Source organism: Ochrobactrum sp. WV_118_8, from assembly GCF_039631535.1.
Lineage (GTDB): Bacteria > Pseudomonadota > Alphaproteobacteria > Rhizobiales > Rhizobiaceae > Brucella > Brucella anthropi.
Genome location: NZ_JBDIUZ010000003.1, coordinates 72,771 through 95,490 on the forward strand (window position 1 = coordinate 72,771; position 22,720 = coordinate 95,490).

Consider the following 22,720-nt stretch of genomic DNA (forward strand, 5'->3'; position numbering starts at 1 on the left):
GTGAAACGCCCGCTCGTGTCGGTTCATGGCAGCTTGGCTGCGATCACATCGATCTTTTCGATCTGAGGTGGCGCGCGAAAAAGCTCTTCCGCGCGCGTCGTCAATGCATCCGCTACCTTCCCTGCCAGGTGGGCGTCGCGGCCGGCATCGTCCGGGAATGCATCGAAGATGCCATATGTCATGGGACCATCTTGATCGCGAACCAGGCCTTCGTTGCCGGTTCCGCCTCAGGTAACGACGGCGGTCAAGGACTCGTCAGGGCGCGCCAACGAAGCGGGCCATCTGGTCGATCGTACCCGAGCTGGGGCAGAGCGGTCCGGTGAGATCGTGCGACAGGCGGTCATCGCCATGGAGGCTATCGAAGCATCATCCAACGAAATCGGTAACATCATCGGCGTCATCGACGATATCGCGTTCCAAACCAACCTTCTTGCGCTAAACGCTGGCGTTGAAGCGGCTCGCGCCGGTGAAGCCGGGAAGGGATTCGCGGTTGTCGCTCAGGAGGTTCGTGAACTCGCCAAGCGTTCGGCCACGCCGCCAAGGAAATCAAGGCTCTCATCACCGTTTCGGGCGAAAGAGTGCGTGACGGTGTTTCGCTCGTAAACCAAACGGGGGAAGCCCTTAATACGATCGTTTCGGAGGTGAGGTTAGTGAACGACAATGTCGCGACCATTGTCGTATCCTCTCGCGAACAATCGACCGGCCTGACTGAGATCAACAGCGCCGTCAACCTGATGGATCAGGGCACGCAGAAGAATGCCGCGATGGTGGAGCAGACTACGGCGGCAAGCCACAGCCTTGCAGCTCAAGCAGCGGCACTAACGAAACTGCTCGACCAGTTCAAATTGCAAGACGGCTACCAGTCGAGGAGCGCCGAAATGGTAGTAGACGGCAATGCGTCTAAGGCCCCATCGTTTAACTGGATCTCATGCGGACGTAAACCGCGCCGCTTGATCCCGTCCTGAAAGCGCCATCGGTCGCAGGGCGGCCGGTGGCTTTTTCCTTGTTCTGAACCTTTCAGAGTGTAGTCCGCTCACGGGGCCAGAACCGTCTCTTTTAAGACACACTCGCGCTGCGTGACCGCCCGGCGAAAGATGTCTGCCGAACGAAAGCGTGATTATCGTCGGCGCATTGGGTGTGATCGTAGGGACCGGCAATAAAAAACCTCTGCCCACTGTCCGAATGCAGCGTTCCGGTAATTGAAGAGCGGGCAGGTTGCACAAGCGAACGATTGCTCGGCAGATGACGTAAATTTGACCAAAAGACTCTGGTCACGCCTTGTCGCGATCCACCACAATCGATCCGTCGGCCCAGTTCTTTCCGATCTGGGGCAGGTTCGTCTCGATCCAGTCTGCCAGGCAGCGAACCTGGGCGGCGGCTTCCTCGCCAAGCGGTGTCAGCGAATAGTCAACATGCGGCGGCACCACCTGGAAATCCCGTCGAAGGACGATGCCATCCGCCTCCAGAAACTGCAGGGTCTGTGCAAGCATTCGCTCACTGACGCCACCGATCTTCCGTCGAAGGTCGCTGAAGCGATGGGTGCCGCCCTGTAGCGCGATCAGAACCAATACGCCCCAGCGGCTGGTCAGGTGTTTCAGGACGACACGCGATGGACATTCAGAGGCAAGCAGATTTCCCCGCCCAAGCGTCTGCAGCACCGTTGGCTTTTCGGTCTGCGAGGGGTCTTTCATATTTTTTATCGCTTACCTTTTTGTTGGTACTTACGAATAGTTCGTTTCGGCGTTATATCACTTTTGTCATTGCATGAACAAAGGAATTCGAAAATGACCATCGCAGTAACAGGAGCCACCGGCCAGCTGGGTCGCCTTGTCATCGAAAAGCTGAAGCAGAAGGTCGATGCAAATTCGATCGTCGCTCTTGCCCGCTCGCCGGAAAAGGCTGCCGACCTCGGCGTGCCTGCGCGTCAGGCCGATTACGGCAAGCCGGAGACACTGACTGCCGCCCTTCAGGGTGTGGAGACGCTCCTCCTGATCTCGTCGAGCGAAGTCGGTCAGCGCGCCGTCCAGCACAGCAACGTGATTGCTGCGGCCAAGAAAGCCGGCGTGAAATGGATCGTCTATACAAGCCTGCTCGCCGCAGATACCTCGCCGCTAAGCCTTGCCGACGAACACAAGACAACCGAAGCCGAGCTCAAGGCCTCGGGCATCGCCTACACGATCCTGCGCAATGGCGGTGTTGTCACGTTAAGTTTCTCTGGCCGGAAAGGCCAGGGGCTCGTAGATATTCAGGCGAAACAGGCCGCAATTTTCCATGCATCGAAAGCTTCGAGGCGATGGTAGCGAATTGTGTGTGCGGCTCGGCGACGAGATGGAACAGAGAAACAATTGCGGGTCGCTGAGTGCATGGAGACGAACCGTTGCAACGCTCCAGGTGACCGATGACCTTGCATGGTTCGCTCCCGTTTCCTAAACGGCAGATGGCTATTTTCGGCCCGATTATTGAGGCCCTTGTGCGACCAATGGTCAAGGCCGGGTGCCACTTCTGCCTTTGCTGCACCGTAGGAGCGGAGCTTATCGGTGATGATCCGTTTGGGAGCAAAGCCATAGCGCTTCATTAACGCCACAAGCAATCGCTTTGCCGCCCTTTTATCACGCCGCTTCTGCAAGATTTCTTCGAGAACGGAGCCATGTTGATCCACCGCACGCCAAAGCCAGAATTTTTCTCCAGCGCATTTGACGACCACTTCGTCCAAATACCAAATATCGCCGGGGCGCGCCTGACGCCGCCGCAAGTTGCGTGTGATCTGGGGGCCGAACTTGGCGATCCAACGACGAACTGTCTCGTATGATACGTCGATTCCACGCTCAAGCAGCATTTCCTCAACTTCACGCAGACTAAGGTTGAACCGCAGATAAAGCCACACCGCATGAGCAATAATCTGTGGCGGAAAACGGTGACGCTTGAAGATGATATCTGATGTCTGCATCGCCAAAATTTACGCCCAAACCGTCAGGCAGGCAACTGTAGCCCAGTTAACGTGACAACACCATATTTCTAACCTCCGTCGATAATATAATATTTGATTATAGATAGCGCAATAATTGGCATTTGACTAAGCGTTATCATGTTGAAATATTATGCATATAGGCGGCATGAAGGCAGCCAGGGCTGAGGTGTGGAGCCGGACGTAGCTGCAGTGCCTAACACCGAATCCTGCCTACAGCGCGACCTGTAGTTGGCACGATTCCATGAATGCAGGAGCAAGACGATGATCACACGTCGAGACAGAACACCAATCATGCATCGGTCAGTTGAATATGCTGATGTGATTTACTTCGGTGGCGTGCTGGCCGATGAACTCAAGGGCGCCTCGATGCGGGCCCAAACGACGCAAGTTTGTGCCAAGCTCGACAAATTCCTCGCAGAAGCGGGAACCGACAAGACGAAACTAATTTCCGCGACCTTGTTCATCACTGACATGAACCTGAAGCAAGAGATGAACGACGTCTGGACTTCTTGGCTCGACGCACAGGATTTGCCCGCGCGTGCGACGATAGGGGTTTCAGATCTTGGCCAGGACGTCCTGATCGAAATCGTCGTTACCGCAGCAAGGTAAGGCACGCCGAATTTTATCACCTACCGCGAAACGGTGGCTAGGCAGCGAGAGACTGTCGGCTCCGCGGGAGCATCCTATGTCTGAGAACCACAAAAAAGTAGGCATCGCTGGAGCCGGAATCGTCGGCGTATGCACGGCGCTGATGCTTCAGCGCCGCGGATTCAAAGTCACCTTGATTGACCCGAACCCTCCTGGCGAAGGTGCATCGTTTGGGAATGCCGGATGCTTCAACGGCTCATCCGTCGTCCCTATGTCCATGCCGGGAAACTTGACGAGCGTGCCGAAGTGGCTCCTTGACCCGATGGGGCCGTTGTCAATCCGGTTCAGCTATTTTCCAACCATCATGCCCTGGTTGATTCGCTTTCTGTTAGCCGGAAGACCAAACAAGGTGAAGGAGCAGGCGAAAGCACTCCGCAATCTCATCAAGTCCACGGTGCCTCTGATCAAGTCATTGGCGGAGGAGGCTGATGCGAGCCATCTGATCCGCCATGAAGGTCATCTGACCGTATATCGTGGAGAAGCAGACTTCGCCAAGGACCGCGGAGGTTGGGAACTGCGGCGTCTCAACGGTGTTCGCACGCAGATCCTCAGCGCCGATGCGTTGCGGGATTTCGATCCGAACTTGTCGCATGCGTTTACCAAGGGCATTCTTATAGAAGAGAACGGTCACACGATTAATCCGCAAGGGCTCGTGACCCTCTTGTTTCGGCGTTTTATCGCGAACGGTGGCGAATTCGTATCTGCGCGTGTCATCGGCTTTGAGACTGAAGGTAGGGCGCTTAAAGGCATTACAACCACGAACGGCGTTCTGGCCGTTGATGCAGCGGTTGTCGCAGCCGGCGCACACTCGAAATCACTTGCTAATTCGCTAGGCGATGACATCCCGCTCGATACCGAACGTGGATATCATATCGTCATCGCGAATCCGGAAGCCGCTCCACGCATTCCGACGACCGATGCGTCAGGAAAATTCATCGCGACACCTATGGAAATGGGGCTTCGCGTGGCGGGTACGGTTGAGTTCGCTGGGCTCACAGCCGCTCCTAACTGGAAACGTGCGCATGTGCTCTATACGCACGCTCGAAAACTTCTTCCAGCCCTCGCGCCTGCGAGTTCTGAAGAACGATATTCCAAATGGATGGGGTTCCGGCCGAGCATCCCGGATTCGCTCCCCGTGATTGGCCGGGCAACCCGGACACCCGACGTAATCTATGCTTTCGGCCATGGTCATCTCGGCATGACAGGGGCGCCGATGACCGCAACGCTCGTCTCAGAGCTCCTCGCAGGCGAAAAGACCTCAATCGACATTTCGCCCTTCGCACCAAACCGCTTTGGTATTGGCAAATCCAAGCAAACGGGTCCGGCAAGTTAAGTACTTACGCGGTCGTGAGTACAGCGCAGAGCCGGTGTCAAGATCAATCTGCACCTCGCAATCACCTCGGAGACGCGAAATGGCGCAAATAGAACACATATTAACGAGTCACGCCCCGAAGCCTTTGGGTCACTACAGTCAGGCGGCCCGAGCGGGTGGATTCATTCATGTTTCCGGTCAGCTTCCGATCAAACCAGAAGGCCAGTCGGAGCAATCTGACGATCTCTTCGATAACCAGGCCAGTCTCGTTCTCCGGAATTTGCTGGCCGTACTCGAGGCGGCTGGTGCGACGCCTTCTCATGTCGTGAAAGTCACAGCTTACATCGTCGGCGTCGAGCATTGGAGCAGCTTCAACGCAGCATATGCCAAGGCGTTCGGTGAAGCGCGTCCTGCCCGGTCGGTCGTTCCAGTGCCGGCGCTTCATCATGGATACCTCATCGAACTTGATGCTGTTGCTCTCGATCCGAGCGATACCGATCGAGGCGCCGCAGCGATTACAGCGTAAGGAGCGCGCTTGGATATGTACATTCCGAATCTTACCGACGTGCTTGCAGCACGAGCCTTAATCGAACCCCATATTCATCGCACACCCGTTCTCACATCGACATTCATCAATGGACTTGCTGGCGCCGAACTCTTCTTCAAGTGCGAGAACCTTCAGAAGGCTGGGGCCTTCAAAGCGCGCGGCGCGTCGAACGCGGTGTTTGGCCTGAACGACGAGCAGGCGAAGAAGGGTGTTGCAACGCACTCGTCCGGCAATCACGGAACCTGCCTTTCCTATGCAGCTGGTCGGCGCGGCATTCCCTGCACCGTAGTGATGCCGCGCACCGCGCCGCAGGCTAAGAAGGATGCGGTCCGGGGCTACGGCGGTCGTGTCGTCGAATGCGAGCCGTCAACCTCGTCGCGTGAGGCCGTCTTTGCCGAGGTTGTTGCCGAGACCGGCGCGGAATTCGTGCATCCCTATAACGACCATCGTGTCATCGCCGGGCAGGCGACCTGCTCTGCCGAGTTGATCGAGCAGGTCGACGGTCTCGACGCCGTGGTCGCGCCGATTGGCGGCGGCGGCATGGTGTCGGGAAGCTGCCTGACGCTCTCCAATCTCGCGCCCGGCGTAAAGATCTACGCCGCCGAGCCCGAGCAGGCCGACGACGCCTACCGTAGCTTCAAGGCCGGCCGCATCATCGCCGACGACGCGCCAGAAACGGTCGCCGACGGCCTGAAAGTGCCGCTGAAGGAACTGACCTGGCATTTCGTGAAGAACAACGTCACCGACATCCTGACGGCTTCCGAGCAGGAGATCGTCGACGCGATGAAGCTGATCTGGAAGCGCATGAAGATCGTGATGGAGCCGTCCAGCGCCGTGCCGCTGGCGACCATCCTGAAGAACCCTGATGTCTTTGCCGGCAAGCGCGTCGGCGTGATCGTGACGGGCGGCAATGTGGATCTCGACAAATTACCGTGGAACTGAGGAGAAGAGCATGAACGCGACGACTCAAACTGAACAACTCGACGTCGGTTTCGACGTGCCGGCGGTCCCCGGCATGGACGAATCCCAGATCCAGACGCCCTGCCTGATCCTCGACCTCGACGCGCTGGAGCGCAATATCCGCAAGATGGGCGATTACGCCAAGGCGAACGGTATGCGCCATCGCAGCCACGGCAAGATGCATAAGTCGGTTGACGTGCAGAAACTGCAGGAGAGGCTCGGCGGCTCGGTCGGCGTCTGCTGCCAGAAGGTCAGCGAGGCGGAAGTCTTCGTGCGCGGCGGCATCAAGGACGTGCTGGTGTCGAACCAGGTGCGCGACCCGGCCAAGATTGACCGGCTGGCCCGCCTGCCCAAGCTCGGCTCGCGCATCATCGTCTGCGTCGATGACGTTGCCAACATCGCTGACCTGTCTGCTGCCGCCGAAAAGCACGGCACGCAGCTCGAAATCTTCGTGGAGATCGACTGCGGCGCCGGCCGCTGCGGCGTCACCTCGACCGACGCCGTCGTGAAGATCGCCCAGGCCGCCGACGCGGCGCCGGGCCTCAAGTTCACCGGCATCCAGGCCTACCAGGGCGCGATGCAGCACATCGACAGCTATGAGGCGCGTAAGGAGAAGCTCGACGCGGCGATCGCCATGGTCAAGGACGCCGTCGAGGGCCTGAAGGCTGTCGGGCTGGAGCCGGAACTGGTTTCCGGCGGCGGCACCGGCTCCTATTATTTCGAGACGGGCTCGGGCGTCTATAACGAGCTGCAATGCGGCTCCTACGCCTTCATGGACGCTGACTACGGCCGCATCCTCGATAAGGATGGCCACCGCATCGACAAGGGCGAATGGGAGAACGCGCTGTTCATCCTGACCAGCGTGATGAGCCACGCCAAGCCCGACCGCGCCATCTGCGACGCCGGCCTCAAGGCGCAATCGGTCGACAGCGGCCTGCCCTTCATCTACGGCCGCGACGACGTGAAATACATCAAGTGCAGCGACGAGCACGGTGTGATCGATGACCCCAAGGGCGTGCTGAAGGTCAACGACAAGCTCAGGCTGGTGCCCGGCCATTGCGATCCGACCTGCAACGTCCATGACTGGTATGTCGGGGTGCGCAACGGTAAGGTCGAGACGGTCTGGCCGGTGTCGGCACGCGGCAAGGCGTATTGAGAACGTACCTGCGAAGCGCAACTGGGCGCTCCGGTGTTATTCTTGGAGGAGTCAATCCATGATCATCGTACCGGAGCGTCTGATCTCCGACCTCATGAGCGAGGCCGCTGTCTTTGAAGCCATCGAAAGCGTCTTCGCTGCCATGGCGCGAGACGAGGCCCGTAACTTCCCCGTCATCCGAGAGGCGATCGGCTATGCCGACGCGCTCTACGGCTTCAAGGCTGGCTTCGACAGTGCGGGGCTCGTCCTTGGGGTCAAGGCGGGCGGCTACTGGCCGGGCAACATGGCGAAGGGCTTGACCAACCACCAGTCCACGGTGCTGCTGTTCGACCCGGACACCGGCCGGATCAAGGCGGCGGTCGGCGGTAACCTGCTGACCGCGCTGCGCACGGCCGCCGCCTCGGCGGTGTCGATCAAGCATCTGGCCCGCCCCGACGCCCGCGTGCTCGGCATGGTCGGGGCCGGTCACCAGTCCGCCTTCCAGATGCGCGCCGCAGTGCGGGCGCGCAAATTCGACAAGGTGGTTGGTTGGAACTTGCACCCCGAAATGCTGTCGCGGCTGGCCGACACGGCGGTCGAACTCGGCCTGCCTTTCGAGGTGGTCGACCTGCCACAACTCGGGGCACAGGCCGATGTCATCATCACGATCACATCCAGCTTCGCACCGATTCTTCTTTCCGGGCATATTCGCCCAGGAACCCATCTCGCTTGCATGGGGACCGACACTAAAGGGAAGCAGGAAGTAGAGGCGGCTCTTTTCCCACGCGCTCGGCTCTTTGCCGATGAGGTTGAACAGTCCGTCACCATCGGTGAGGCGCAGCACGCGGTGGCGCAGGGATTGATCGCGACCGGCGACATCACGCCGCTCGGCGCGGTGATCGCCGGCCTGGCGCCGGGGCGGACCTCGCCGGAGGAGATCACGTTGTTCGACGGCACGGGCGTTGGCCTCCAGGATCTCGCGGTGGCGTCAGTTGCGGTGGATATTGCTCGGGCGCGAGGGCTCGCCCTGGAAGTGGAGCTTTAGTTCTGCGCGCGATTGACATTGAGGGAGATTGCTTGACGTCGGACTTGGATTGCCAGATCAGCCCGCACTCTGTAGTGACCGCGCTGAAGAATGTGCCCCCAAACCCATTTTCGCGATATCAGTCGTTCATGACGATGAGGATAACATACGGCTAGGCAAGCTTTGCTGAAGTCGATCGCTCCGAAAGAAAATTTCGAAAGCTTTTTCGAAACTCGACTATAAACTCGTTCGTAATCGAAGACGCTTTTATGTGCGTCGGTAGCACGATTGTCCAATTGATAGAGATTGGCGGATCGATTGGCCGAACTACCAAAGATGAAGAATATCTATCGGCAGTAAACGGATCGACGATCGAAACGCCGAATCCTGCTGAAACCATACCACAAACAATCATGGAGAGTGGAGTTTCAGCCTTAATACGTCTGATTATTCCTCGCTCGCGCATTATGGCATCGACCATGACATGCATTACCGACGGCTGTATGAGTGAGATGAAATCCTCATTGTCAAAGTCCTCGGGAACGATTCGCTCGCGTTCCACGAGCCGGTGTTGGAGAGGGAGCACCGCTACCATATCGCAGGGTGGCAGTTCTTCGATGGTGACGTTGGTGAGTTGCGTGTTCTCGACGATTCCGAGATCACAATGGCCGGTGCTGATCCATTCGAGGACGAAATGAGAATTCATGCCGTGAAGCGACATATTTAACGATGGCCTTTTGGCAAGAAAACCTGCGGCAAAGGCCGGCAGGAACCCGTTTGCTAGTCCCGGCAGTGCCGCGATGCGCAGAGAACCTCCTCGTCTTTCTCTCAAATCGCGCGCCAAGCCGGCGATACGCTCAAGTCCAACAAATGAGCGGTCGATCTCGCGATAGAGTGCCATCGCGTCGCCGGTTGCAACAAGTCGACCTCCAGAGCGTTCGAACAAATTCAAGCGCGTCTCGTATTCCAAATCTTTCACGAGCCGACTGACCGCAGGTTGAGTGATTCCGAGAATGTCCGCCGCAGTCGACACTGAACCGCTGATGATGACCGCGCGGAACGCCTCCACCTGCCTATGCTTCAGCATAATCTTCTCCATCATATAATATTTGCACATAGATCGGCCGCTATAATGCATTTGACCGGCAGTCACCTATCGCATTTATTATACCCTCTAGGAAGAGGCAGCGACGGTCAAAATGGTTTGCGTGAACGTCACATGCGACTGACCGTGTTGTGAGGCGGTGTGTCGTGGCCGGTGCCTTTTCTGTTTGGGAGCAGTCGCAAGGCAACGTACCAATTGGATATTGAACATCCGCCACATGGGTCTGCAACGCGACCAAGAAACCAGCAGCCAGCTATCTCTTTCTAATTGCAACCTCTGGAGGAATACGATGTTGAAGAAACTTTGTGCTTTTGCAGTCGTCATGACAGCAATGTGTGGTGGTGCGTCGGCAGATGATCTCACCGGAACGCTGAAAAAGATCAAGGACACAGGAGTGATCACGGTCGGCTACCGCGACTCGTCCGTGCCCTTCTCATATCTCGACGACAAGCAGCAGCCGGTCGGTTATGCTGTTGATATCTGCCTGAAGGTCGTCGACGCCGTCAAAGAGCGGCTCAAGCTTGATAAGCTTGAGGTGCGATTTAACCCCGTTACTTCGGCAACGCGCATCCCGTTGATCGCAAACGGGACCGTTGATCTCGAGTGCGGCTCAACCTTCAATACTGCAGAGCGCCAGAAGCAGGTGGCGTTCAGCAATACATACTTTCTGACTGCAAACAGGTTCGTTGCCAAGAAATCGAGCAATCTCAGCTCGATTGCCGACCTCAAAGGCCAGTCAGTCGTGTCGACATCCGGAACGGTCAATATCCAAGAGCTGAACGAAGTGAATACGGCGCAGCAACTCGGCATGAACATCATTGCCGCAAACGACCATGCGGAAGCGTTCCTTATGGTCGAAACGGGTCGTGCGGCAGCATTCGTGATGGACGACATTCTGCTGGCCTCGCTCGTTGCCGGGTCGCGCGATCCGTCCGGCTATGCAATCTCGCAGGAGGCATTTTCCAATCCCCAACCCTATGCAATCATGCTCCGTCGCGACGATGCGGAGTTCAAGGAACTCGTAGATGACGCGACCGCCGCGCTCTACAAGAGCCCGGAGATGCTGGATATCTACAACAAGTGGTTCAACCAGGCCATCCCGCCCCGCGGGCTTAACCTGAACGTCCCGCTTGACCCGGCATTGAAGCGCGCGTTCGAGAACCCTTCCGACTCCGCCGACACGGCCTCCTACCTGCAATAATTCCAACAACTGCCTCATGGCGAAAGAACGTCGCCATGAGGCTTGGAGCGTACGGAGGGCTCTATGAACTATAACTGGAACTGGGGAATTCTCTTCCAGCAATCGCTGGATGGGTCGGGTAGTTACTTGGAAATGCTGTTGCGGGGTCTGCAAGTAACGCTAGTCACCGCAGTAGGTGCATGGCTTCTTGCGCTGTCACTGGGTCTTGTCGTCGGGGTGATGCGGACGATGCCGTCCGGGCCTGCCCAAAGGATTGCGAGCGCATATGTGGAATTGTTTCGCAACATTCCTTTCCTTGTACAGCTTTTCCTTTGGTATTTCGTGTTGCCTGAACTGCTACCGCAAAGCATGGGCAACTGGTTGAAAGCGTTGCCAAATTCGGCGTTCTGGACGACGGTCTTGGGGCTCGGCTTTTATATGTCGGCACGAGTCGCGGAACAGCTCCGTGCGGGCATCAGCTCACTGCCCCGTGGTCAGAAGCTGGCGGGTGCCGCAATCGGGCTTACGACACCGCAAACCTATCGATATGTTCTGCTGCCAATGGCATTTCGGATCATCCTGCCTCCACTGACGTCTGAGTTCCTGAACACGATCAAGAATACGTCGGTGGCACTCACGATCGGACTGGTAGAACTCACTGCCCGCGCCCGAGCCATGCAGGAATTCACCTTTCAGATATTCGAGGCGTTCACCGTCGCGACTGTCCTTTATCTCACTGTCAACATCCTGGTAACGATCGGGATGCGCTACCTTGAACACCGGGTTGCTGTACCTGGCTATACTGCGGGGCGTTAACGATGTTCTATAGTTTTGACTTCGACGTCATCGCCCGTTCTCTTCCCTATCTATTCTGGGATGGCATGCGTTTCACGCTGCTACTGACCGCGCTCGCCACCATCGGGGGGATCGTGCTTGGAACCCTCCTAGCACTCATGCGGCTTAGCTCGATCAAAGCCTTGTCGACACTCGCCGGCGGGTACGTGAACCTGATGCGGTCTCTTCCGCTCGTACTTGTAATTTTCTGGTTCTACTTCCTCGTCCCCTATATTGGGGCCTGGCTCATCGGAGCGAGCCAGCCGATCGCCGTGGGCGCATTTGCGTCGGCACTCATCACGTTCACCCTTTTCGAGGCAGCATACTTCTCAGAAATCATGCGAGCCGGAATCCAGTCGATCCCTCGCGGACAGACCGGCGCCGGGTATGCAATAGGGTTAAACTACTCACAGGTGATGGGCTATATCGTTCTGCCGCAGGCATTCCGCAATATGCTGCCGGTCATGTTGACGCAAACGATCATCCTCTTTCAAGATACATCTCTCGTATATGTCATTTCGCTGACAGACTTCCTCGGTGCTGCTTCTAAAGTCGCACAGCGCGATGGTCGCCTTGTGGAAATGTATCTCTTCGCGGCGATCATATACTTCGTGATCTCATTCGCCGCCTCCTTCCTGGTCAAGCGCCTCGAAGCGCGCACAGCAATCATACGGTGATCAAATGTCTGCTACGATCCAATCCCAAGTGTCCCCCAACACCTCGCGTCCGCTCGAAGGAGCAGCCATGATCGAACTCAGCCATGTTAGCAAATGGTACGGGCAGTCTTTTCGCGTGCTGACGGATTGTTCGACAAACGTCAACAAGGGCGAAGTTGTCGTGATTTGCGGTCCATCCGGGTCCGGGAAATCAACGCTCATTAAATGCGTTAATGCCTTGGAGCCCATCCAAGAGGGGAGAATTGTTCTCGACGGGGTTGAAGTTACTGACAAGAAGACGAATCTTACGAAGCTTCGCTCCCGGGTGGGTATGGTTTTCCAACATTTCGAACTTTTTCCCCACCTCCGAATTTATGAGAATCTCTGCCTGGGTCAGATGAAGGTACTTGGCCGGCGCCGCGATGAGGCGATGGCAAAGGCTATGAAACTCCTTGATCGAGTTGGGCTGAAGGCGCACGCGGAAAAATTCCCTGGCCAGCTTTCGGGAGGCCAGCAGCAGCGCGTGGCGATTGCGCGTGCGCTTGTCATGGACCCGATTTGCATGCTTTTCGATGAACCCACCTCAGCACTCGATCCTGAGATGATCAACGAAGTGCTCGACGTTATGGTCGAACTCGCGCAGGAAGGGATGACCATGATGGTTGTCACGCACGAAATGGGGTTTGCGAAGAAGGTAGCAGACCGCGTAATTTTTATGGACAAGGGCGAAATTGTCGAAGATGCGACGAAGAGTGACTTTTTCGGCACTCCTCGAAGTGAGCGAGCGCAAATGTTTCTTTCGAAAATACTATCGCACTAATGCATCCGACCGCCCAAACCCTCAATTACCTACATCGTTCATAGTCTTTGTGCCCCATGAATCGACTGTGATTCCTTCTTTCACGTCGATCACGGAGGCGTCAGAGATACGAGGGGAAGCCGACACCAGAGTGCCTGGTAAACGTCCGGTGAGGGTGCTGGGCGATGTACTACGGCAATAGCCGTTGAGCTTCGCGGTTTCGATGAGCGACGAGAGCGACGCCCTTGTCCGCTTCAGCAAACAACCGGTCCTTAGAGCCGAATGCGATTGGCCGGATCGCCTGTTCGGTGGCGCTATTGCCGATCTCGACAGTACTGTAGTTGAAGAAGCGGCACGGGGACGCCCAGCGCGTACTGGCGAATCGGCTCCGCCGTGCTGCTTGAGTGCGGCAGGGAGGCGTCGCCTTAACCGGCTGGTGCGGATCGAGGCAATAGTCTATCGGCATGACTGACGATGCGTCCGCCCGATACAAACGCCACCGCTTTCCAGCCGAGATCATCGCGCATGCGGTATGGCTCTATTACCGGTTCCCGCTGAGCCTGCGCGATATCGAAGACCTGCTTGCCGAGCGCGGCATTGCCGTCTCGTTTCAGACCGTCTCAGAATGGACGACTAAGTTTGGCCTGAAATTCGCCCACCAACTCAAGCGGCGGTCGATCGGCAACTTCGCAGACAAATGGCATCTCGATGAGATGGTCGTATCGATCAAGGGCAAGAAATACTGGCTGTGGCGCGCCGTCGATGCCAACGGCTACGTTCTCGATGCTCTGCCGCAAAGCCGCAGAAACAAGGGAGCCGCTCTTCGGCTGATGCGCAAATTGTTGAAGAGCCAAGGTGTTGCGCCGCGCGTGATGGTGACAGACAAGCTGCGTTCTTATTCCGCCGCAAAGCGAGAGATCATGCTGGGGATCGAACACCGTTCGCACAAAGGGCTCAACAACCTCGCAGAAAATTCTCACCTTCCCGTTCGACGACGAGAGCGACGCATGATGCGGTTCAAGTCGGCAGGTCAATGCCAACGTTTCGTCTCAACCCACGGCCAAATTGCCAATCTTTTCCAACTTCATCGAAAACACCTGAATGCCGCTGATCATCGCCAACTCCGCGCCCTCGCCAGCGCCACCTGGCGTGAGATCGCGTTGCCGATCCAAGCCTGAAATTCAGGACAAAGAAATGATTGCCTCCTACGTCAGGTTAAGGCGACGCCACCCGATAGACTATTGCCTCGATCCGCACCAGCCGGTTAAGGCGACGCCTCCGCCTGTCCTTCATCCATCCGGAACTGTTCGAGAGGTGTTGTCACGTTAACTGGGCTACAGTTGCCTGCCTGACGGTTTGGGCGTAAATTTTGGCGATGCAGACATCAGATATCATCTTCAAGCGTCACCGTTTTCCGCCACAGATTATTGCTCATGCGGTGTGGCTTTATCTGCGGTTCAACCTTAGTCTGCGTGAAGTTGAGGAAATGCTGCTTGAGCGTGGAATCGACGTATCATACGAGACAGTTCGTCGTTGGATCGCCAAGTTCGGCCCCCAGATCACACGCAACTTGCGGCGGCGTCAGGCGCGCCCCGGCGATATTTGGTATTTGGACGAAGTGGTCGTCAAATGCGCTGGAGAAAAATTCTGGCTTTGGCGTGCGGTGGATCAACATGGCTCCGTTCTCGAAGAAATCTTGCAGAAGCGGCGTGATAAAAGGGCGGCAAAGCGATTGCTTGTGGCGTTAATGAAGCGCTATGGCTTTGCTCCCAAACGGATCATCACCGATAAGCTCCGCTCCTACGGTGCAGCAAAGGCAGAAGTGGCACCCGGCCTTGACCATTGGTCGCACAAGGGCCTCAATAATCGGGCCGAAAATAGCCATCTGCCGTTTAGGAAACGGGAGCGAACCATGCAAGGTCATCGGTCACCTGGAGCGTTGCAACGGTTCGTCTCCATGCACTCAGCGACCCGCAATTGTTTCTCTGTTCCATCTCGTCGCCGAGCCGCACACACAATTCGCTACCATCGCCTCGAAGCTTTCGATGCATGGAAAATTGCGGCCTGTTTCGCCTGAATATCTACGAGCCCCTGGCCTTTCCGGCCAGAGAAACTTAACGTGACAACACCGTCAAGGCAGCACTCGCCTGATTGAGATGAAAAGAGGCCGGGATGATCTCCAGTAGATCATCCAGGCGAGCTGTCCTACCTTGGCATCCGGCGTCGAAAGACGACCGGATGTTACGGTCGCTACTGCAGACCGCATCAAACAAACGTTGCGTCCAGCGCGGTTTTTTGGATTGTCGCCAAGAACGATTCCAATCCGAAAGTCGAAACGGCCGCCGTCAGCGCTGCAGGCGTTCCGCATGCCAGCGGATGTGATCCGCCATGAATGTCGAGATGAAAAGGTAAGAGTGATCGTATCCTTCGCGCAGGTTGAGCGTGAGCGGGATGTCCGCCTCGTCACAAGCGGCTTTGAGCAGCTCAGGGCGCAGGCCCGTTTCGAGACACGGATCGGCGGTGCCCTGGTCGACGAGGATTTCCTTCACGCGGCGGCCGTCTTCAATCAGCAGGGTCGCATCAAAAGCCCGCCATGCGGACGGGTCTGCCCCCAGAAACTTCTCCAACGCGGGGCGGGACCAATCGGCCGTTGACGGCTGGGTGATCGGTGCAAAGGCGGATACGGAAGCAAACCCCTCGGGGTTCTTCAGCGCCAGCGTCAGCGCGCCATGCCCTCCCATGGAGTGACCGAGTATGCTCTGGCGACCGAAATCCAGCGCAAGGCTGCTTTCGTCCAGCAATCTGGGCAGCTCTTCCAGGATGTAGGTTTCCATATTGTAGTTCGTGGCGAAGGGCGCTTGGGTGGCGTCCAGATAAAATCCGGCTCCCTTGCCGAATTGCCAGTTGTCCGGCTCGTCGGGTATGTCGTCGCCACGCGGACTTGTATCCGGGCAGACGATGGCAACGCCCAGTTCGGCGGCAACCTTTCGATATTCGCCCTTGTCCATGACGTTCTGGTGCGTGCAGGTGAGCCCCGAAAGATACCACAGGACCGGAACCTTGGCTGTCTGCGCCTGCGGTGGCATGAAGACTGCGAATGTCATGTCGCACTGGCAGGCTTCGGATGAGTGCGAGAAGAGATATTGCGTGCCGCCGAACGACTTGCTGGCAGAGATTTCTTTCATGACTGGTCTCGGTGTTGGCTTTAGATGTGGCGGGCCACTCGAGCGGCCCGCCTTTTAGGTCACGCAGCAAGAACGCCGGATTTCTTCGCGGTCCAGGTTGCAAGGAAATCCATCAGCGCCGGTGACAGGCAATCATAAGGCTCAAGGCCTACCTCCTTGAGCTTGACGCGGATGCCATCCATTTCCGACGGATCGACACCGCCCTCGATGACTGAAGAGACGAAGGCAGCGAAGCCGGGAGCCGGCCAGCCCTTGGTCTCGAACGGTGTTGTCACGTTAAGTTTCTCTGGCCGGAAAGGCCAGGGGCTCGTAGATATTCAGGCGAAACAGGCCGCAATTTTCCATGCATCGAAAGCTTCGAGGCGATGGTAGCGAATTGTGTGTGCGGCTCGGCGACGAGATGGAACAGAGAAACAATTGCGGGTCGCTGAGTGCATGGAGACGAACCGTTGCAACGCTCCAGGTGACCGATGACCTTGCATGGTTCGCTCCCGTTTCCTAAACGGCAGATGGCTATTTTCGGCCCGATTATTGAGGCCCTTGTGCGACCAATGGTCAAGGCCGGGTGCCACTTCTGCCTTTGCTGCACCGTAGGAGCGGAGCTTATCGGTGATGATCCGTTTGGGAGCAAAGCCATAGCGCTTCATTAACGCCACAAGCAATCGCTTTGCCGCCCTTTTATCACGCCGCTTCTGCAAGATTTCTTCGAGAACGGAGCCATGTTGATCCACCGCACGCCAAAGCCAGAATTTTTCTCCAGCGCATTTGACGACCACTTCGTCCAAATACCAAATATCGCCGGGGCGCGCCTGACGCCGCCGCAAGTTGCGTGTGATCTGGGGGCCGAACTTGGCGATCCAACGACGAACTGTCTCGTATGATACGTCGATTCCACGCTCAAGCAGCATTTCCTCAACTTCACGCAGACTAAGGTTGAACCGCAGATAAAGCCACACCGCATGAGCAATAATCTGTGGCGGAAAACGGTGACGCTTGAAGATGATATCTGATGTCTGCATCGCCAAAATTTACGCCCAAACCGTCAGGCAGGCAACTGTAGCCCAGTTAACGTGACAACACCCTAGAATAGGTTCGAAGCCGCCATCAACGCTCCCCAGAACAGCATCCTTGCCTACCCGAACACCTTCGAGATGGACCGTGGCCAAGGCTCGTCCATCAATGGCGCGCGCCCTTGCAACGACCAATCCTTGGACTGAACGCGAAAGCAGAAATAGCGTGATCCCCTCGCAGTCGGCAGTCCCTCCTGATGTCCGCGCACTGACGATGAAATGACTTGCGGAAGCGCCTCCCAGAACCAGTTGTTTGGTCCCCGTCAGGACATACGATTCATCGTCGGCCTTAGCAGTCAGGCCAACATGAGACAGCCGATATCTTGCACCTGGTTCGGTGTGCGCTACTGCGAGCTGCGCCGCGCCAGAGACCAGAGCGTCAACCAATTCTGATTTCTGGGACTCGACAGCTAACGACTTGAAAAGGCGCGTTCCATAGACCGCGCTTGCCAGATACGGTGCCGTACACAAATATCTTCCGATGGCCCTCATGATGATCATGGTTTCGATCGGGCCAGCGTTAAGGCCGCCGTCGGCTTCATCGAAACTCATTCCCAGAAGACCTAGTTCGGCGTAATTTGGCCATAGGCGGGCTTCATCGTCGGCGTCGGACACGTGAACCGGTTCGTGTTCGGACAGAAGTCTAACGATGCTCTCGTCGAGCATCTTTTGCTCATCGGCGTACTCGAAGTTCATAGTTTCAAAGCCCCAAAATTGTCTTGGCGATAATGCTGCGCTGGATCTCATTCGATCCGCCGTAGATCGAGACCTTTCTGAAGTTCAGGTAGAGGGACATTGCTGACGAGGTGTTCGTCGTTGCATTGTTGTCTGTCAGGGCAGAGGCAGGATCTCCCCCGTCCAACAGTCCGTCTGCCCCCGCGATTTCCATGAGGAGTTCCGTGGCGGCTTGTTGAAGCTGAGAACCTCGAATCTTCAGAATGGAAGACGTTGGGTCGGGTTGTGTGGTTTCCGGATTCAGCGATTGGCGTGCAAGCACTTGCATCTGCGTCATCTCCAGAGCCTTGAGATCGGTCTCCAGGTGGATCACGCGAGTTCGAAACGATTCACTGTCCCATACAGTCCCGCCTCCGGCCCGCGTTCGCTGCGCCAGCCTACGAACGCGGGCCACTCGCTCCTTAGAAAGACCGATGCGCGCAATTCCCGATCGCTCATTGGCCAAAAGGAATTTTGCATAGTCCCAACCGCGGTTTTCTTCGCCGACCAGGTTGTCTTTCGGAACCTCGACATTGTCGAAGAACACCTCATTGACCTCGTGTCGGCCATCAACCGTAATGATGGGGCGCACGGTTATCCCCGGCGATTTCATATCGACAAGGATGAAGGAGATTCCCGCCTGCTTCTTGACGTTGGAATCAGTTCTGACGAGGCAGAAGATCCAATCGGCGTATTGGGCGTAGGTCGTCCAAGTTTTCTGACCGTTCAGGATGTAACCGCCGCTGCCACTCCGCTCGGCCTTCATTTTGAGCGATGCAAGGTCTGATCCTGCATCCGGCTCAGAGAATCCCTGACACCACCAATCGTCTAGGTTGGCTGCACGCTGCAAAAAGCGCGTTTTCTGCTCCGTTGTGCCGAACCGGGCAATGACAGGGCCCACCATAAAACAGTTGAACTGCAGGGGCAGGGGGACCGCTGCGCGTTGCAATTCTTCGATGAAAATATAGCGTTGAATTGCCGTCCAATCGCGACCACCCCATTCCACTGGCCAATGCGGTACCGCGAGCCCTAGCTTGTTCAGGATGCGTTGTGAATCAATCAGGTCCTGCTTGCTTAGGGAATGTCCTGCACTCACCATTTCTCGAATGCGAGATGGGATTTCGCGGCGAAACAGAGCTCTAAGATCATCGCGAAATGCGATTTCGTCCTGTGAAAATGAGAGATCCATGTCGTTTGGCCCTTTACTTAGCAAGCAAGCTGGCGCGGATTTCGGCGGAATGCTCGTTCAGCATTGGTGGACGTCGAACTGGGACCCGGCTGCCATCGAACCGCCAAGGCGGTGTAAGAACTGGTGTTTCCCCCGCTTCTGGATGGTCGAGCTGCGTTACCAGTCCGGCCTCACGAGTCCGAGGGCTGGTAAGAGCGTCGTGTAATCCGACGACTTCACCACAGGGGATGCCCGCAGCAGCAATCTGTCTCAAAAGTTCCGACCGGGAATGCACTGCCAGCTTCGAGGTTAGCAATGGGAGCAGGGTGTCTCTGTTCTTCGACCGTAGGAGATTGGTTGAAAAGCGCTGATCGCGACCAAGATCTTGACAGCCAAGGACTTCGCAGAGGCTGGCAAATTGACGGTTGGTGCCTACGGCGATTACCAATTGCCCATCTGCAGCGTCGAAGACGCCATACGGGACAATTGAAGGGTGGGAGTTGCCAAAACGTGGCGGATCTTCACCTTTGAGCAGGGCCTCAAGCCCGTAATAGGAGCTAATCATTATGCCGCAGTCGTAGAGCGCCAAATCGATCCTGCGGCCCTGGCCTGTACGTTCACGCTCGTACAGCGCCCCCAAAATAGCCTGCGCGGCATACATGCCTGTAAAAAGATCGACAGCTGCTACACCAAACTTCAGTGGCGCTTGTTCTGCCTCGCCGTTAATTGCCATCAAGCCAGATTCACCCTGGATGACAAGGTCATAGCCGGGGCGGGGACCTTCAGAGCCGTAGCGGTCATAGCCGGAGATTGCGCAATAGATCAGCCGGGGGTTCAGTTGCTTAAGGGTATCGTATCCGAGCCCAAACTTCTCCATTCCTCCAGCTTTGAAGTTTTCGACAATGATATCCGCCTTCGCACAGAGCGTTCGTACGGCTTCGCGCCCTTCGTCGGTTGTAAGATCGAGGGCAATCGACCGCTTGTTTCGATTAAAGCTATAGTAATAGGACGTATTACCGGGTGAGATTTGGATTCCCCAATCTCGCGTGTCGTCACCCCGCAAAGGATGCTCCACCTTGATTACGTCTGCACCCAGATCGCCCAAGACCATCGAGCTCAAGGGGCCCGCGAGCACTCTCGACAGGTCGACAACTACCACGTTGGAAAGAGGCAATTGGCCCATTTCGTAAACCCCTTTGGTGCAATCTATAATTACATACCGTGCGGCCGGTAATAAAATATACGGCCACCAACGTCAATAGGATATGGATAGCCATGAAGCAGTCGACCAAAGGACCGGTGGGGCGGCCCCCAACGATGGACGCACCCCGGCAGACAATTCAGAGTGCAGCAGCGCGCCTGTTCGCAGAGAAGGGCTTCGAACAAACCTCTCTCCAGGATGTCGCGGACGCGGTCGGGGTTACCAAAGCGGCCGTTTATCACTACTTCCAGTCAAAGCAGGTGATATACGATGAAATCGTCGTCTATCTCCTGGATGGGCTGTATGATCACGTGCACGCGAAGATAACTTCTGACGAATTACCCCGAGATAAACTTAAGATATTTATGACGTCCCACGCGGAATTTTTTGAAACGCACTATATTGCATTCGTTGCATTATTTCACGGTACAAGTGGTATCGCTAGGAATGCCCGCAGCGACCGTCAACTCGAAACCCGAGACAGGTATGAAGCGCTACTTCGGGGCCTGCTTTCTGAAGGAGCAAGCACGGGGTGCTTCGCCATTGATGACATCGCGATTTGTGCCAAAGGTATCTTATCGATGCTGAACTGGATGTCGCGGTGGTACAAACCAGACGGTAGGCAGCATGCCGCCGCCATCGCTCTCAGCTACTATGAGATCATCTATCGCGGCGTGAAAAGTTGATCGCTCCAGCGCTGCCGCAAAATGGTCGAACAACTCAGACCTGGTGCCTATAGGCGGTTTTGAAGGCGACACCGGTTTCGCGTGTTTCAAGTTTCAAGCCAATTGACCATGTCTTTCCGCCGGGAAATGGTGAGCCTTTTCCAACAATGGATCCTTGCGCGACGGTGGCACTTGGAATGACCGGGTAGGGTGGGGAAGCCGAGCCTCGTGTGGCGAATAGTCAAATGCCTCGCGATAACACCTAGAGAAATGAGACTGCGAAACAAATCCGCTCGCAATTGCCACCTCAACCACCGGCATCGCTGTCTGTACCAACAATTGCCGAGCGAGCTCCAGTCGCAGTTCCATATAATAGCGCGAAGGGGAGGACCTCAGCTCTGTTCGAAACAGGCGTTCAATTTGTCTTCTTGACAGGCGAACATACGAAGCCAGGTCGTCCACGGGCATGGGTTCGCAAAGAGTTGCCTCCATTTTCTCCACCAGCTTCAGAATAATGGGGTTGGTTGTGCCAATCTTGATCGATCTAGGAAGTCGCTGCCGATCGTCGTGTTTACGGATGCGTTCAACGAGCGCTTGATCGCAAATGCTTGCAGGCACCTGCTCGCCGAATTCCTGGCTGACGAGGTGCAAGATCATGTCAAAGGAGGCAGTTCCCCCAGCGCAGGTATAGAACCCGCCGTCGACTTCATAGATGCCAGTAGTTGCACGCACATTCGAAAACCGTTCCACAAATCCCGGATAGTTTTCCCAGTGGATGGTGCAACGCTTTCCGTCGAGCAGCCCTGATTGTGCTAAGAAAAAGGCCCCAGTGCAAACGCTTCCCAGCGCGACTCCTTTGTGTCGGCTTTCGCGAAGCCAAGCGATTGCAGCCTTGTTGTTGTGCCTTTCCACATTGCGGCCGCCACACACGATCGCCATCGTAGGGTGCTTGTCGCCGCCCAGGTGACTTCGTTCGACAGCAATCGAATTGTGAACGGCGATTTCCAGACCGCAACTGGCCGTCACATTTTCACCATCGAGAGAAACAAATCTCCAGCTGTAGGCATTGAAACCGAGGACGTTATTTGCCAATCGAAGCGCTTCTACGGCGCTTGAAAATGCAATTAAGGTAAAATGCGGAAGCAGATAGAATACAATTGTACGAGGTGCTTTGTGGGCGGCGCTCATCTGAAAAATGACTCTTTCTATTAGGCCATTTGGTCCGAATACGGCCGAGTTGTTGGCCGATCCACGCATTCGCCACTATTAATCGCCTGCGATAAATACTAAAGGATGGTTGCGACATTTTTAGAGGATAAATGGGACGGTCGGTATGCAAGGCATCGCACGGCGAACTTCTCAAGTAGAGGGGAGACCACACCATGGCCCTCGGCTTTCGGTTGGGCTTATTCTCGAGCCTCGTTTCACGCTTGGGGCCTTAGCGAATTTCGTCGACGTATTGCGTCTAGCCGCGGATGACGGGGATAGGAGTCGCCAGATTCAATGTAGCTGGCAGCTGATCTCGCATGATCTCGCGCCAGTTACGTCC

At 56.2% G+C, this 22,720-nt stretch carries 25 protein-coding genes and 3 pseudogenes; 16 read left to right on the top strand and 12 right to left on the bottom strand.

The window, feature by feature from the left end:
* Positions 1 to 23: 23 nt before the first annotated feature.
* Positions 24 to 182: a hypothetical protein gene (locus ABDF71_RS24570; protein WP_225246722.1), complete on the bottom strand. Its 159-nt coding sequence runs from the start codon at positions 180 to 182 to the stop codon at positions 24 to 26.
* A 46-nt stretch (positions 183 to 228) separates the two neighbouring features.
* On the opposite strand from ABDF71_RS24570, the pseudogene ABDF71_RS24575 reads away from it, so the two are divergent.
* A pseudogene (locus ABDF71_RS24575) lies at positions 229 to 965 on the top strand (methyl-accepting chemotaxis protein); the annotation flags it as partial.
* A 306-nt stretch (positions 966 to 1,271) separates the two neighbouring features.
* On the opposite strand, the gene ABDF71_RS24580 reads toward ABDF71_RS24575, so the two are convergent.
* The gene (locus tag ABDF71_RS24580; protein ID WP_240579666.1) at positions 1,272 to 1,691 is read right to left on the bottom strand and encodes a winged helix-turn-helix transcriptional regulator; all 420 of its coding nucleotides are present in this window, start codon (positions 1,689 to 1,691) and stop codon (positions 1,272 to 1,274) included.
* Positions 1,692 to 1,784: 93 nt separating this feature from the next.
* Between ABDF71_RS24580 and ABDF71_RS24585 the strand changes: the two genes are divergently transcribed.
* Entirely contained in the window at positions 1,785 to 2,300 is a 516-nt protein-coding gene (locus tag ABDF71_RS24585) for an NAD(P)H-binding protein (protein WP_445558114.1), read from the top strand.
* Here ABDF71_RS24585 and ABDF71_RS24590 read toward each other — a convergent pair.
* Complete coding sequence (locus tag ABDF71_RS24590; RefSeq protein ID WP_055661736.1) at positions 2,246 to 2,947, bottom strand: IS6 family transposase; 702 nt, start codon at positions 2,945 to 2,947, stop codon at positions 2,246 to 2,248. The genes ABDF71_RS24585 and ABDF71_RS24590 overlap by 55 nt on opposite strands.
* A gap of 282 nt (positions 2,948 to 3,229) precedes the next feature.
* Here ABDF71_RS24590 and ABDF71_RS24595 point away from each other — a divergent pair, with 282 nt between their 5' ends.
* The 6 genes from ABDF71_RS24595 (at position 3,230) to bhcD (ending at position 8,615) form a co-directional block, all read left to right on the top strand.
* Positions 3,230 to 3,577, top strand: coding sequence for a RidA family protein (locus tag ABDF71_RS24595; protein WP_011578811.1), 348 nt, complete (start codon positions 3,230 to 3,232; stop codon positions 3,575 to 3,577).
* Positions 3,578 to 3,653: 76 nt separating this feature from the next.
* On the top strand, positions 3,654 to 4,949 hold the full coding sequence (locus ABDF71_RS24600; RefSeq protein WP_055976397.1) for an NAD(P)/FAD-dependent oxidoreductase: 1,296 nt from the start codon (positions 3,654 to 3,656) through the stop codon (positions 4,947 to 4,949).
* 79 nt (positions 4,950 to 5,028) lie between these two features.
* Complete coding sequence (locus ABDF71_RS24605) at positions 5,029 to 5,454, top strand: RidA family protein (protein ID WP_011578813.1); 426 nt, start codon at positions 5,029 to 5,031, stop codon at positions 5,452 to 5,454.
* Between the two features lie 15 nt (positions 5,455 to 5,469).
* The gene (gene bhcB, locus ABDF71_RS24610; protein WP_162707492.1) at positions 5,470 to 6,417 is read left to right on the top strand and encodes a beta-hydroxyaspartate dehydratase BhcB; all 948 of its coding nucleotides are present in this window, start codon (positions 5,470 to 5,472) and stop codon (positions 6,415 to 6,417) included.
* 10 nt (positions 6,418 to 6,427) lie between these two features.
* On the top strand, positions 6,428 to 7,591 hold the full coding sequence (gene bhcC, locus ABDF71_RS24615; protein ID WP_055976388.1) for a 3-hydroxy-D-aspartate aldolase BhcC: 1,164 nt from the start codon (positions 6,428 to 6,430) through the stop codon (positions 7,589 to 7,591).
* Positions 7,592 to 7,649: 58 nt separating this feature from the next.
* Positions 7,650 to 8,615 (top strand): iminosuccinate reductase BhcD, encoded by a 966-nt coding sequence (gene bhcD / locus ABDF71_RS24620; RefSeq protein ID WP_011578816.1) that lies wholly within the window; start codon positions 7,650 to 7,652, stop codon positions 8,613 to 8,615.
* Between the two features lie 151 nt (positions 8,616 to 8,766).
* On the opposite strand, the gene ABDF71_RS24625 is transcribed toward bhcD, so the two are convergent.
* Positions 8,767 to 9,696 carry a LysR substrate-binding domain-containing protein gene (locus ABDF71_RS24625; RefSeq protein ID WP_205518827.1) on the bottom strand — a complete coding sequence of 310 codons (930 nt, stop codon included), beginning with the start codon at positions 9,694 to 9,696 and terminating at the stop codon, positions 8,767 to 8,769.
* Between the two features lie 325 nt (positions 9,697 to 10,021).
* Here ABDF71_RS24625 and ABDF71_RS24630 point away from each other — a divergent pair, with 325 nt between their 5' ends.
* From ABDF71_RS24630 to ABDF71_RS24645, 4 genes are all read left to right on the top strand, one after another.
* The gene (locus tag ABDF71_RS24630; RefSeq protein WP_454623517.1) at positions 10,022 to 10,900 is read left to right on the top strand and encodes an amino acid ABC transporter substrate-binding protein; all 879 of its coding nucleotides are present in this window, start codon (positions 10,022 to 10,024) and stop codon (positions 10,898 to 10,900) included.
* A 63-nt stretch (positions 10,901 to 10,963) separates the two neighbouring features.
* Positions 10,964 to 11,695, top strand: coding sequence for an amino acid ABC transporter permease (locus tag ABDF71_RS24635; RefSeq protein WP_281720408.1), 732 nt, complete (start codon positions 10,964 to 10,966; stop codon positions 11,693 to 11,695).
* A gap of 2 nt (positions 11,696 to 11,697) precedes the next feature.
* Entirely contained in the window at positions 11,698 to 12,390 is a 693-nt protein-coding gene (locus ABDF71_RS24640; RefSeq protein WP_011578820.1) for an amino acid ABC transporter permease, read from the top strand.
* Between the two features lie 67 nt (positions 12,391 to 12,457).
* Complete coding sequence (locus tag ABDF71_RS24645) at positions 12,458 to 13,189, top strand: amino acid ABC transporter ATP-binding protein (RefSeq protein WP_041544187.1); 732 nt, start codon at positions 12,458 to 12,460, stop codon at positions 13,187 to 13,189.
* A gap of 169 nt (positions 13,190 to 13,358) precedes the next feature.
* Here ABDF71_RS24645 and ABDF71_RS24650 read toward each other — a convergent pair whose 3' ends face one another.
* Positions 13,359 to 13,688: an IS66 family transposase gene (locus tag ABDF71_RS24650; protein WP_454623552.1), complete on the bottom strand. Its 330-nt coding sequence runs from the start codon at positions 13,686 to 13,688 to the stop codon at positions 13,359 to 13,361.
* On the opposite strand from ABDF71_RS24650, the gene ABDF71_RS24655 reads away from it, so the two are divergent.
* On the top strand, positions 13,633 to 14,346 hold the full coding sequence (locus ABDF71_RS24655) for an IS6-like element ISRsp9 family transposase (protein ID WP_454623496.1): 714 nt from the start codon (positions 13,633 to 13,635) through the stop codon (positions 14,344 to 14,346). The two genes, ABDF71_RS24650 and ABDF71_RS24655, sit on opposite strands and share 56 nt — an antisense overlap.
* 197 nt (positions 14,347 to 14,543) lie before the next feature.
* Entirely contained in the window at positions 14,544 to 15,245 is a 702-nt protein-coding gene (locus ABDF71_RS24660) for an IS6 family transposase (RefSeq protein ID WP_055661736.1), read from the top strand.
* A 268-nt stretch (positions 15,246 to 15,513) separates the two neighbouring features.
* Here ABDF71_RS24660 and fghA read toward each other — a convergent pair whose 3' ends face one another.
* From fghA to ABDF71_RS24690, 6 genes and pseudogenes are all read right to left on the bottom strand, one after another.
* Positions 15,514 to 16,353: an S-formylglutathione hydrolase gene (fghA, locus tag ABDF71_RS24665; protein WP_376711401.1), complete on the bottom strand. Its 840-nt coding sequence runs from the start codon at positions 16,351 to 16,353 to the stop codon at positions 15,514 to 15,516.
* A gap of 59 nt (positions 16,354 to 16,412) precedes the next feature.
* Positions 16,413 to 16,616 (bottom strand): annotated as a pseudogene (locus ABDF71_RS24670) (S-(hydroxymethyl)glutathione synthase); the annotation flags it as partial.
* 54 nt (positions 16,617 to 16,670) lie between these two features.
* Entirely contained in the window at positions 16,671 to 17,372 is a 702-nt protein-coding gene (locus tag ABDF71_RS24675; RefSeq protein WP_055661736.1) for an IS6 family transposase, read from the bottom strand.
* Between the two features lie 9 nt (positions 17,373 to 17,381).
* A complete protein-coding gene (locus tag ABDF71_RS24680) occupies positions 17,382 to 18,119 on the bottom strand; it encodes an acyl-CoA dehydrogenase family protein (protein ID WP_500061830.1) in 738 nt (245 codons plus the stop codon).
* Positions 18,120 to 18,123: 4 nt separating this feature from the next.
* A complete protein-coding gene (locus tag ABDF71_RS24685) occupies positions 18,124 to 19,326 on the bottom strand; it encodes an acyl-CoA dehydrogenase family protein (RefSeq protein WP_500061831.1) in 1,203 nt (400 codons plus the stop codon).
* Positions 19,327 to 19,339: 13 nt separating this feature from the next.
* Positions 19,340 to 20,488: a CaiB/BaiF CoA transferase family protein gene (locus tag ABDF71_RS24690; RefSeq protein WP_500061832.1), complete on the bottom strand. Its 1,149-nt coding sequence runs from the start codon at positions 20,486 to 20,488 to the stop codon at positions 19,340 to 19,342.
* 92 nt (positions 20,489 to 20,580) lie between these two features.
* Here ABDF71_RS24690 and ABDF71_RS24695 point away from each other — a divergent pair, with 92 nt between their 5' ends.
* Positions 20,581 to 21,192, top strand: a complete 612-nt coding sequence (locus ABDF71_RS24695) for a TetR/AcrR family transcriptional regulator (protein ID WP_454623498.1) — start codon at positions 20,581 to 20,583, stop codon at positions 21,190 to 21,192.
* 93 nt (positions 21,193 to 21,285) lie between these two features.
* Here the strand turns inward: ABDF71_RS24695 and ABDF71_RS24700 are convergent, their stop codons facing one another.
* Entirely contained in the window at positions 21,286 to 22,359 is a 1,074-nt protein-coding gene (locus tag ABDF71_RS24700; protein WP_454623499.1) for a GlxA family transcriptional regulator, read from the bottom strand.
* A 145-nt stretch (positions 22,360 to 22,504) separates the two neighbouring features.
* Between ABDF71_RS24700 and ABDF71_RS24705 the strand changes: the two are divergent.
* A pseudogene (locus ABDF71_RS24705) lies at positions 22,505 to 22,720 on the top strand (GlxA family transcriptional regulator); the annotation flags it as partial.